Source organism: uncultured Clostridium sp. (assembly GCF_963527835.1).
GTDB lineage: Bacteria > Bacillota > Clostridia > Clostridiales > Clostridiaceae > Clostridium.
Window position 1 is genome coordinate 80533 of the sequence record NZ_CAURTC010000010.1, and the last position, 12542, is coordinate 93074.

Genomic DNA, 12542 nt, shown 5'->3' on the forward strand with positions numbered 1-12542 from the left:
CGATATACGTTAAAATCAAATTTAAATTGTGAAAGGATGTGAATAGCAACTTACAGAATTATCTGTAACTGCTTATTATTATGAATAATTTACTTTATGTTATTAAAAAAGAGAATCATAACGCTAAAGACCTAAATGCAATATTGAATGAGAATAGCCAAATTAAGTTTGTTTCATTTGTTGGTATTGATTTATCTGGTAATGATACTGATGAAAAAATACCTGTTAAACTTTTCTTAGAAAATATAGATTCATACTTAAACGGAATTGCTGTTCAAACAGATGGTTCTTCTGTTGTATTGCCTGGTATTGCTACATTAAACAATGCTAAAGTTGATATGATTACCGATTTAGACAGTAAATGGTTTGTTGATTACAACTTTAACTTTACAGATCCCGAAACCAACAAACCTGTAGGTACACTAAGAATACCATGTTTCTTATATCATGATAACAAACCTGTTGATTCTAGACATATTCTTAAAGCATCTGTCTCTACAGTTAAAGAAACTCTTTCTCATCTTTTTAAAGACAAGCCTGAACTTTTAAATATTTATGATATTACCCCTGATGATATAGATGATATAATAGTTACTTCTGCTACTGAATTAGAATTTTGGGTTAAAACACCTAATGAAAATGCTGAAGTAGAAGAATTATCAACTTCTCAAGTACTACATGAACATTATTGGACAAGAACTAAAGGTTCAGTAAGAACTGCACTTGAAGAAACACTTCTTTTAATGGAAAAATATGATTTTGAACCTGAAATGGGTCATAAAGAAGTTGGTGGAGTAAGAGCTAAATTAAACTCATCTGGTAACTTCGATCATGTTATGGAGCAAATAGAAATAGACTGGAAATATTCTGACGCTCTTCAAGCTGCTGATAATGAGTTATTTGTAAGAATATTAACTCAAGAAACATTTAGAAGAAATGGACTTGAAGTAACATTCATGGCTAAACCAATAGAAGAAGTAGCTGGATCTGGAATGCATGTTCATTTAAGTATTAGTTTAAAATTAAAGAACGGAAAAAGAATAAACATATTTAATGGACCTAAAAACCACTTCTTAAGTGTAATCGGATATGGAGCTATAATGGGAATTCTTAAAAACTATGAAGTTGTGAATCCATTTATTTCTTCAACAAACAACTCATTAAGAAGATTAAAACCAGGATTTGAAGCACCTGTATGTATAGTAACTTCACTTGGTAAGAGTCCTGAAAACCCATCAAGAAATAGATCTATATTAGTTGGGTTAATTAGAGATTTAGATTCTCCGTTAGCTACTAGATTTGAGCTTAGATCTCCAAATCCACATACAAACACCTATATTGCAATGGCTGTTTCTTTTATGTCAATGCTTGATGGTATATTGTATGCTGTAAACAAAACAGAAGATGAATTACTTGCTGAATTATCAAAGAAATCAGGTGAAGATGCAGATTATCTTGAAAAAGAAAGAGCTTATAGAAGTGAAGAAGATGTATTTGAATACTTCTCTGAAGAAGAAAGAAATAAATTCTTCGGTATAGCTCCTGCAACTATTTATGAAAATTTATCACAATTAGAAACATATCCTGAGAAAGTTGAAATATTAAAGAAAAATAATGTAATGACATCAGACATAATAAACAGCTTTAAGTTAGCTACATTACAAAGATGGACTACTGAAATTATTCATAGAATTATTAATAATTATATTAATGAAATAAGATCATTTGCACCTCTTCATTCATTAGATAAGGCCTTAGATTTAGATATATCTAATTGGATGAAAATAAATGATTTAAGAATGTATATAATGAAAGATACCTATACAACTAAAGGTTTATTTACAAGAATTAAAATAGCTTTTATAAATAAAGATTACGCAAAAGCATCAGAATTATATATTGAGCTTGAAGATAAAATGAAACTTCTTAGAAGTCTATATTCTTCTTATAGAAAAAATCTTTTAGATATATAAACAAGGTTTCTATTAACTTTTTAGATCTAATCGGTTAAATTCAAATTCTACTAAAATTAAAACTTATATATCTAGAAAGCTTATTAATTTTAGGTATTTTATAAATAAAAAATGGGAGATAAAGTTTTAGCTTTTTCTCCCATTTTTTATTGCAAGTTTTGTCTAAATATCCTATATATGATATAATAAAGTGTAATTGTTTAACAAAAAAATTTCTCTATATTCTGATATAATTGTATATTTATTAAATTTATGGAAATATTATTACGAGGTGCTAATCATGCGTTTAATACCAATTGAATGTGTAAAGAAAGATACTATATTAGGTAAAACTATATATGATTCTGAGGGTAGAATTTTGTTGAAAAAGGGAGTAAAATTAACGCAACCTTTAATACAAAAAATTAAGCAGTTAAGTATACTTTCAATATATATAATTGATGAATATAGTGATTACGAAATAGAAGATATAATAAAACCTGAATTACGTCAAAAAGCTATTAAAATTTTAAAAGAAACATTTAATGATATTCAAAGAATTTCTTCACTTCATAGCTTTGAAAAATGCTCAATTAATAATTATTCAAAACATGAACTAAAATATTTTGAAAATATAAGTACTATATCAGAAGAATTATTAGACAATATATTGTCTAATAAAAATTTGTTAATTTCACTAGTTGATATTAAAAATATGGATAATTATACTTATCAACATTCTGTAAATGTAGCTGTTTTATCTTTAGTACTAGGGATAAGTTTAAAACTTCCTAAGCGGAAACTAATTCAATTATGTAGTGGTGCATTACTTCATGATATAGGTAAGACATTTATAGATAAAGATATTATATTAAAACCTGGTAAATTAACTTTAGAAGAATTTGATATTATAAAAACTCATCCTGAAAGAGGATATAGCTTTTTAGGTGATTTATATAATATTAATTCCAATAGTAAATTAATAATCTTGCAACACCATGAAAGAGTAGATGGATTAGGTTATCCTTATAGATTAAATGGAGATAAGATTAATTATATGGCTAAAATAGTGAGTATTGCAGATGTATATGATGCGCTAACATCTGATAGACCATATAAGCGTGCTATGTGTCCTGGTGATGCATTAGAATACATAATGTCTAACTCTGGAACTTTCTTTGATTATGACATGATTAAAGTATTCTCTAGAGTTATAATACCATTCCCAAATGGAACTATAGTCTGTTTAAGTAATGGTGATGTTGGCATAGTTGAAGAGACCTTTCCAAATTATCCACTTAGGCCTCAAATAAAAATATTAAAAAGTGATAACAAAGAAATTGTTGGATCTCGTATTAATTTATTAACTGAATTATCAGTAGTAATATCAGGCATAAAATATGAAGCATAAAAAAATGTTACAATAATTAATTGTAACATTTTTTATTTATGCTTATTTAGTTATATCAAATACATCTAAATTTTTATTTTTATCAAATTCTTCTAATTCAACATCTGCGATTGCCCTTAATGTATCTAATGCAGTAATAACTCCTAAGTTTCTCTCAACAGCTGCTCTTCTAATTAAAAAACCATCTCTCTTAGAATCATTACCTTTAGTTGGAGTATTAACAACTAAATCAACGTCTCTATTTTTAACTATATCTAAAATATTAGGCTTTTCTTCATCTATCTTACGAACTTCTTCTGCATCTATTCCTTCTTCTCTTAATAGCTTGCATGTTCCTGTTGTTGCTATAAACTTATATCCAACTTTAGCAAGATCCTTAGCTATTGGTAAAAATTCTGCCTTATTATGCTTATTAATTGTTGCTAATATTTTGCCTTTTTTCTTTGATGGATACATATTCGCCCCTACAAAACCTTTGTAAAGAGCTTCTTTCAAAGTTCTACCCACTCCTAGAACTTCTCCTGTTGATCTCATTTCAGGCCCTAAGCATACTTCAACATTAGGTAATTTTTGAGTTGAGAATACTGGAACTTTAACTGAAACTAATTCAGGTTCTTTGTATATATCTACTCCATATCCTAAATCATTTAATTTAGCTCCAAGCATAACTTGTGTTGCTATATCAACAATTGGTACTCCACTAACCTTACTTATATAAGGTACAGTTCTTGATGCTCTTGGGTTAACTTCAATTACATATAAATCTCCTTCAAATTCTATGAATTGAATATTTATCATTCCTTTTATTCCTATTGCTAAAGCCAACTTCTTAGTATATTCTAAGATTTCCCCTTTTATTTCATCACAAACATTTTGACTTGGATACATAGTTACACTATCCCCAGAGTGAACTCCTGCTCTTTCTAAATGTTCCATTATTCCTGGTATAAGTACATTTTCTCCATCAGATATAGCATCTACCTCAATTTCTCTACCCATTAAATATTTATCTATAAGTATTGGATTCTTTTTGTCTTTTGCAAATGCATTAGTTAAGTAGAAAGTTAACTCTTCTTCATCATGAGTTATTTCCATTCCTTGACCACCAATTACATAAGATGGTCTAACAAGTACTGGGAAACCTAATCTTTCTGCTTCTTCCAATCCCTCTTCTACTGACCATATACCTTTACCTTTAGGTCTTGATATGTCTAATCTTTCTAGTAGTTCATCAAACTTTTCTCTATCTTCAGCCATATCTATTTGATCTGCTGTAGTTCCTAAAGTCTTAATATTTTTTTCCTTTAAGAAATTAGCAAGTTTAATTGCTGTTTGACCACCAAATTGAAGAATTACCCCATATGGATTTTCTTTTTCAATTATATTTAAAACATCTTCTTCTGTTAATGGTTCAAAGTACAACTTATCTGATATATCAAAATCAGTACTTACAGTTTCAGGGTTATTATTTACTATTATAGTTTCAATATCAAGTTTCTTTAATGCCTTTACACAATGAACTGATGCATAATCAAATTCAATTCCTTGACCTATTCTTATTGGACCTGATCCTATTACTATTACTTTTTTTCTATTAGATACTTCAACTTCATCATATTGTTCATAAGTAGAGTAGTAATATGGTGATAATGCTTCAAATTCTCCTCCACAAGTATCTACCATTTTATATGATGGCTTTATACTCCAAATATCTCTTAATCTATATATGTCCTCTGGACTTACCTTTAGCATATCTGCTATTGCTTTATCAGAAAAACCTTTTTTCTTTAAACTCTTTAACCATTCTTTATCTAAATCTTCTATATTACTTAATTTTAATCTTTGTTCTTCTTCAACTATCCATTTAATTTTTTCTAAAAAGAATTTATCTATACCAGTAATTTTATTTATTCTTTCAATCATATAATCACGGCGTAACATTTCTGCTAGAGCAAAGATTCTTTCATCATCTGGCTTCATTACTAATGCCTTAAGTTCAGACATGCTATGTTCTTTAAACTTTTTATGATCTAATGAATATTTACCTATTTCTAAACTTCTTATTCCTTTTAAAAATGCTTGTTCAAAGTTAGCTCCTATAGCCATTATTTCTCCAGTTGCCATCATCTTAGTTCCAAGCTGTCTATCAGCACCAAAGAATTTATCAAAAGGCCATTTTGGTATTTTTACTACAATATAATCAAGTGTTGGTTCAAAACATGCATATGTCTTTTGAGTTACAGCATTTTTAATTTCATCTAATCCATATCCAAGAGCTATTTTAGCTGCAAGTTTTGCAATTGGATAACCTGTTGCTTTTGATGCTAAAGCTGAACTTCTTGAAACTCTAGGATTAATTTCTATAACTGCATATTCAAAAGTATTTGGATTTAATGAAAACTGAACGTTACATCCGCCCTCTATACCTACAGCATTTATTATATTTATAGATGCTGTTCTAAGCATTTGATATTCCTTATCCGAAAGAGTTTGTGATGGTGCAACAACTATACTATCACCTGTATGTATTCCTACTGGATCTATATTTTCCATATTACATACAGTAATACAATTTCCATAAGAATCTCTCATTACTTCATATTCTATTTCTTTCCAACCTTTAACACTCTTTTCAAGTAAAACTTGACCTATTGTGCTTAATTGAAGACCTGATTCTAGTATTGTTCTTAATTCCTCTTCATCATCTGCAATACCGCCACCTGATCCACCTAATGTATAAGCTGGCCTTACTATTACTGGATATCCAATTTTATTAGCAAAATCTATACCTGACTGTAAATCAGTAACAATTTCACTCTTTATAACTGGTTCTCCGATTCTATTCATCATATCTCTAAATAGTTCTCTATCTTCGCCTTCTTTTATAGATTCAATAGATGTTCCTATTACTTTTACATTATATTTATCTAAAATACCTGCATCATGTAATTCTACTGCAAGGTTAAGTCCTGTTTGACCTCCCATTCCTGCAAGTAAACTATCTGGTCTTTCTTTTACAATAACTTTTTCAATAAATTCTAATGTTAGAGGCTCTAAGTATACCTTATCTGCAACTTCTTTATCAGTCATTATTGTTGCGGGGTTAGAATTTATTAAAACAACCTCTATTCCCTCTGATTTTAAAGCTTCACACGCTTGAGTTCCTGAATAGTCAAACTCCGCTGCTTGACCTATAACTATTGGACCTGATCCTATAACTAAAACTTTTTTTATATCTTTATTTAATGGCATTTATCTTCATCCCCCTATAGTGCATATTTTAAAAATTTATCAAATATATATTCGCTATCCTTAGGACCCGCTGATGCTTCTGGATGGAATTGAACTGAGTATATCGGTAAAGTCTTATGCTTTAATCCTTCTACAGTTCCATCATTTATATTTACATGAGTTACTTCAACATTTTCTGGTAATGTTTCTACTACATAACCGTGATTTTGAGAAGTTATATGAACTATATTTTCTTCTAAATCTTTAACTGGATGATTGCATCCTCTGTGGCCAAACTTTAATTTTGTAGTTTTTCCACCTAAAGTTAATGCTAATAATTGATGTCCTAGACAAATACCTACAATAGGCTTTTTACCTACTATTTTCTTTACATTTTCTATAACAAAATCTAAATCCTCTGGATCTCCAGGTCCATTAGATAAGAATACTAAATCTGGATTAGCATTTAATATTTCTTCTGCACTTGCTGTTGCAGGAAATACTGTTAGCTTACATCCTCTTTTTTTGAAATTAGTTATTATATTTTGCTTTATTCCGAAGTCCATTATTGCTATATGTTTTCCATTTCCGTTACCATTAACCACATATTTTTCTTTGGTAGTAACGTTCTTAACCGCTTCTTTGTTAGAAAAACTCGCTACTTTTTCCTTTATAGTTTTATCATCTAAATCTTCTAGTGCAATGATACCTCTCATTGTCCCACTATTTCTTAAAACCTTAGTTAAAGCTCTTGTATCAATGTCCTCTAAGCCAATAATCTTTCCTTGTTTTAAGAAGTCTTCTAATTCTAATTCGCATCTAAAGTTACTTGGTAAATTGCATTTTTCTCTAACGATGAACCCTCTAACCTTTATTGAATCTGATTCCATGTCTTCAAGATTTATACCATAATTCCCTATCAAAGGATAAGTCATAGTTACTATTTGACCATAATAAGACGGATCTGTAAGTACTTCTTGGTATCCTGTCATTCCAGTAGTAAATACTACTTCTCCAATACTTTCTTTCAAATATCCAAAAGCCTTACCTTCAAATACCATACCATTTTCTAATATAAGCTTTGCTTTCATACTTAGTCCTCCTTAATTTATGTTTTAAAATTTATATTTTTATATAAAATAAAAGGATACTAAAGAGACAACCATAAAAGAGGTCTCTTTACTATCCACACATATTTATCAAGTATACTAACTGCTTTAAACAAAGCTGTATTATTTTTTTCTAACTCATAATATATCATAGAAATAGACTCCTTTCTGGCCTCACTGGACCAATTTAAAGTGTATCTTTAGAAAATATTTATTTATATATTTACCTTGTTTCTTATTGTAGTTTATCATACATATACTGTCAAGAAGAATAGATTTATTTTTTTATTTAAATGTATTAATTCTTGTTTCTAAACTATGAGTATTTTAAATAAATAGTTTAGAAATTAATTAGTATATACGTTACTGTTAGAAGAATCTAATTCTTCAGCAAAATTTATTATCTTTTTAAAATCATTAATTAAATGAACGGAAAGTTTTTCTGCTTTACTATACATTTCTTTTACAATATTATCATTAACATTTGATTTTAATTTTGATATTATGTCTCTTCCATATGAATGAAATACTTTATGCTTCTCACCTATATCATTCCAAATTGTTAATACTTCTTCATTTTTAGGCTTCATTGAATAATAAAAATGTCCAAAACCACATTTTTGTTCATTGACTTGAAGCGCTGATATTTCTCTATCATTAACCATTTTATTTAAAGTTTGCAGCCAATTTTGATGTGCTGAAATTGCCTTATTAATTGTTTCTATAAATAATTTATTAGTTATCATATAATATTCATCATTAACTAAAGTTCCTATTATCTTAGATGCATTATCTAAATCTTCTTCCATTAAACTTATAGGAGATATCACAGTTCCTAGTGTATAACTTATATCTTTTAACGCTATAGTATCTTCACCTAATTTTTCAATATCTTCATCAAATTTTCTCATACTAGTTGCAACTTCATCCATAGAAGTATTTATTTCTTCACTATTAGCTGCAATAGATGTTATTGATTCATTTATATTATTAACACGTTCTCTATTATCTTTACTTGCTTTTACAACTGAATCTAAATTTTGATTTAATTTTTCTAAAGAGTCAACAGTATTATCAACACTAGAGTTACTTTTGTTAGATGCAGATTCAATTGCATTTATAAAGTCAGACATATTATTGGTTAAGGTTTTAGTTTCATCTGCTAATTTTCTTATTTCTTCTGCAACCACGGCAAAGCCTCGTCCACTTTCTCCAGCTCTTGCAGCTTCTATTGATGCATTTAAAGCCAAAAGATTAGTTTGTTCTGATATATCGCTGATAGCATTTATAACATTTTGTACATTTTCTATTACATGAATTAAATTACTCATATCATCTTTCATTCCAATAGAATGAGATATTGCTGTATCAGAAAAACCCTTTATTTCTAACAACTCATCTTCACTTCTTTTTATAGATTCTAATAAATTTGTAGAATTTAATGATAAATGAGATATCGATTGTGTCATATCTGTATGAGCTGCTGTAATTTCTTCAGATGTACTAGATAATATTTCAGATGTACTAGATACGCTTTCCATTAATTCAACTACTTCTTCAGTTACATTTTCTATTTTTTCTTGTTTATCTGTTAAAGTTAAATCTAAATTACTCATTTGAATAACAGAATTCAACACTAATCTAGTTATATCTTGAAATTTACCCTTACCAGTATTTAATCTCATATGTATTGATTTAATTTTATCTAAAACATCCCTATCTACTTTTATATTTTCTTTTGGTAGCTTTAAATTAGAGATATTAGTTACAACATCACTAATAACTCTATTTTTATTATTAAACATATTAATTCTCCCCTTCTATTTATACATTCTCTTTATATTATTATCTTGATTATCGTACTTAATTTATATTTTTTAACAAAATATTCATATTTTAATAGTTATCTTATTATATTTTTATTAATCCACTTTACTACATAATCTATTGCATTTTCATCATTACTTGGTGCTATAAATTTTGAATTATTAATTAATCGTTCTGCCCCATTTCTAACACCAAAACCATAATCAGCTAGTTTAATCATCTCAATATCATTCATATTATCACCAACAGTTATAAGATTTTGTGATTTTATATTGTATATATCAATTAATTTTTCGATTGCTTTACCTTTAGATGTATTATTGGGAACTATTTCTAAATATCTAGCACCACTTCTTATTATATTTCCATCGCCATAATTCCTTATAAAATTTTCTTCAAGTACATCTATTTCATCTTCATCTCCTACAATAAGAACCTTTGTCCATTTTTTATTCCAAACCTCTGTAGGTAAATTATATATAACTTCATATCCCAATTTTGAAAATCTATCTGTATATTTACATGAAGAATAAATATAGACTTTTTCTTCAGAATACACTTCAATTCCAAGAGTAGGATTATCCCTTTTTACTAAAGTAATTGTATTTTTTCTATAATTTTCTATAAATTCTTCATAAATCACTCTGTTGTTTTTATAGTCATAAATTTTCGCTCCATTATACAGTATTACTGGCAATGTAACATTTATATCATTTAAAAATCTCCCAGCTGATGCGACTATTCTTCCAGTAGCTAAAGTAAAATTTCCACCTTTACTTATGAAATAATCTATAGCCTTTCTATTCTCCTCAGATAACTTACCATCGCTATCTAATAATGTTCCATCCATATCTGAAACCAACAAATATCCATAAAAAAACTTCTCCATAATTTCCCCCATAATTACTATTTCTATTTAAAAAATACTAACCCAACTTATTATTATCCTAGTATAAGTAATATTTTAAAACTATGTTGATATCTACAATAGGTAAAGTGGCATTATAATTGGATTTTGAGAATACTTAATGAGTATTCTCACATTTACTGCTTGTCTTAATTTTATATTGGGAACAAGCTAAAATGGGACTATACTCATTTTAGTATTCCTAAGTTCAATTACTTAGTCCACTTTACGTATGCAAATATCAACATTACTCTTAAAGTGAATTACTCTATCCAGTGAGCTTTATTCTAAAATATCACCTTAATTTAAGCATTATTTTTAAATATTATCTTTCTACTTATTGATCTTGGAATTAGTTTTGTTCCCCATACTAACAATTTATTTTTATAGCCTGGGATTATAATAGCCTTTCCTTTAAAAAATCCTTCATATGCTATTTCAGCTACTTTATCTGCATCCATCAAATACTTTTTAGCTTTTTCAGACTTCTTTATTCCAGCTTTACTTTGAAAAGATGTTTTCACAGGTCCAGGACACACACAGCTTGCCTTTATTCCTAAATCTTTTACTTCTTCATGTAAAGCTTCAGTTAATGAAAGTACATAAGCTTTACTAGAATAATACATTGCCATTTTCGGTCCACCTATAAATGCAGCTGTTGAAGCTATATTCATTATTCCACCATGATTTTTTTCTACCATTTTACCTAAAAAGTATTTTGTTAGATTTGTAAGAGATATTATGTTTATATTTATTAAATTCTCTTCAAAACCACATTCGCCTTTATGAAAAAATCCAAATGATCCAATTCCAGCATTATTTATTAAATAATCCACAGAAATATTTTTTTTATCCACAAATTCAAATATTTTTTCATAAGAACTGTTGATAGATAAATCTACAGAAAGTATTTCAACATTTACTTTGTATTCACTTTCTATAAGCTTTTTAACTTGCAATAATTTATCTGTATTCCTTGCTACTATAACCAAATTATATTTATCTTTAGCAAATAACTTCGCTAATTCTAACCCTATTCCTTCTGTTCCACCTGTTATCAACGTATATTTTCTCAAATTCTCAATATCCTCTTTTCATTTATTATTAAGTTTTGTTTTAACTTAATATTTACTTTTAATCTTCCTAAATTAAATTTTCCGTCCTATAATTTTTATTCTAAAATATCATTTTATTTTAAAACATACAAATAAAAATTTATTAATAAGATTATACCAAATAAAGTCAATATATTATAATAAAAAATGTGCAGATTTCATAATAATAATCTGCACATTTTCATATTTATAATATATTTTCATATTTATTTATATCCATATTTTTTATCTCTATTGTTTCTCCAAAAGAGCTGGTAGCAATGTCTATTTTATAATTACAAATATCTTTATATCTTTGTAATATTGATTGTTTAACCTGCAATGATTGAACTTTAAATTTTCTTATTATATAAGTATTTCTCATTCTTGAACCATTTGTTAATAGAATATTATTATTTTCTACTGATATACCATTATTTAAATAGTCAATGTAACCTAATATGATTTGAGAACTTCCTAAAATTAATGGAAGTAAAACTTTAAAACAACTTATCATATATAACTTAGGTAAGAAATTCCTAGTTAATAATATTAATATCACTGAAACAATCATAGAAATTAAAAATCTCTTAAATATAAATCTAAAAATTGATTTTTTAGGAGCCTTATCTATTTCTTTAGTAATATTATATTCGGGTAAAAAATCATTAATAAATTTATTTTTATTTGAACTATTTAAGCATGGAAATAACAATGTATTTATTTCATTGTCTCCTATGACTATTGCTTCTATTTTATATAAATTTAATAATTGCTGTAATAAATTTTGTCTAAACTTTATACCTTGAATTTTATCTAATGATATAGAATATTCTTTTAAATTAATTGTCCCATATCTTATATTAAATGAATCCTCATTTCTAGTGATTCTAAAATTACCATATTTAAAAATTTCTATTCCTATTGAGATTGCTGTTGAAAAAACATATACAAATGCAATCGAGTAGGAGCTAAATAATTATTTTATTTAGCGTCCTCTCACACCACCGT

Annotated in this window: 8 protein-coding genes; 2 read left to right on the forward strand and 6 right to left on the reverse strand. The window is 27.5% G+C overall.

The window, feature by feature from the left end; translation table 11 throughout:
* The first annotated feature begins 80 nt into the window (after positions 1-80).
* Positions 81-1973, forward strand: coding sequence for a glutamine synthetase (locus tag RYM86_RS07545; protein ID WP_315079210.1), 1893 nt, complete (start codon positions 81-83; stop codon positions 1971-1973).
* A gap of 280 nt (positions 1974-2253) precedes the next feature.
* Positions 2254-3363 (forward strand): HD-GYP domain-containing protein, encoded by a 1110-nt coding sequence (locus RYM86_RS07550; protein ID WP_315079212.1) that lies wholly within the window; start codon positions 2254-2256, stop codon positions 3361-3363.
* Positions 3364-3405: 42 nt separating this feature from the next.
* On the opposite strand, the gene carB is transcribed toward RYM86_RS07550, so the two are convergent.
* The 6 genes from carB to RYM86_RS07580 all read right to left on the reverse strand — a co-directional run bounded on the left by carB (position 3406) and on the right by RYM86_RS07580 (position 12492).
* On the reverse strand, positions 3406-6615 hold the full coding sequence (gene carB / locus RYM86_RS07555) for a carbamoyl-phosphate synthase large subunit (protein WP_315079213.1): 3210 nt from the start codon (positions 6613-6615) through the stop codon (positions 3406-3408).
* 14 nt (positions 6616-6629) lie between these two features.
* Positions 6630-7685 (reverse strand): glutamine-hydrolyzing carbamoyl-phosphate synthase small subunit, encoded by a 1056-nt coding sequence (gene carA, locus RYM86_RS07560; protein WP_315079214.1) that lies wholly within the window; start codon positions 7683-7685, stop codon positions 6630-6632.
* Between the two features lie 365 nt (positions 7686-8050).
* Positions 8051-9508, reverse strand: a complete 1458-nt coding sequence (locus RYM86_RS07565) for a methyl-accepting chemotaxis protein (RefSeq protein WP_315079217.1) — start codon at positions 9506-9508, stop codon at positions 8051-8053.
* A gap of 98 nt (positions 9509-9606) precedes the next feature.
* Positions 9607-10419 carry an HAD family hydrolase gene (locus tag RYM86_RS07570; protein WP_315079219.1) on the reverse strand — a complete coding sequence of 271 codons (813 nt, stop codon included), beginning with the start codon at positions 10417-10419 and terminating at the stop codon, positions 9607-9609.
* Positions 10420-10742: 323 nt separating this feature from the next.
* Positions 10743-11513 (reverse strand): SDR family oxidoreductase, encoded by a 771-nt coding sequence (locus tag RYM86_RS07575; protein WP_315079221.1) that lies wholly within the window; start codon positions 11511-11513, stop codon positions 10743-10745.
* A 226-nt stretch (positions 11514-11739) separates the two neighbouring features.
* Entirely contained in the window at positions 11740-12492 is a 753-nt protein-coding gene (locus tag RYM86_RS07580) for a PH domain-containing protein (RefSeq protein ID WP_315079224.1), read from the reverse strand.
* Between the last annotated feature and the right edge of the window lie 50 nt (positions 12493-12542).

What these genes read in the sequence shown, in the direction of transcription:
- RYM86_RS07565 (WP_315079217.1), bottom strand. Translation starts at nt 9,508, where the DNA reads ATGTTTAATAATAAAAATAGAGTTATTAGTGATGTTGTAACTAATATC.
- RYM86_RS07545 (WP_315079210.1), top strand. Translation starts at nt 81, where the DNA reads ATGAATAATTTACTTTATGTTATTAAAAAAGAGAATCATAACGCTAAA.
- carA (WP_315079214.1), bottom strand. Translation starts at nt 7,685, where the DNA reads ATGAAAGCAAAGCTTATATTAGAAAATGGTATGGTATTTGAAGGTAAG.
- carB (WP_315079213.1), bottom strand. Translation starts at nt 6,615, where the DNA reads ATGCCATTAAATAAAGATATAAAAAAAGTTTTAGTTATAGGATCAGGT.
- RYM86_RS07570 (WP_315079219.1), bottom strand. Translation starts at nt 10,419, where the DNA reads ATGGAGAAGTTTTTTTATGGATATTTGTTGGTTTCAGATATGGATGGA.
- RYM86_RS07550 (WP_315079212.1), top strand. Translation starts at nt 2,254, where the DNA reads ATGCGTTTAATACCAATTGAATGTGTAAAGAAAGATACTATATTAGGT.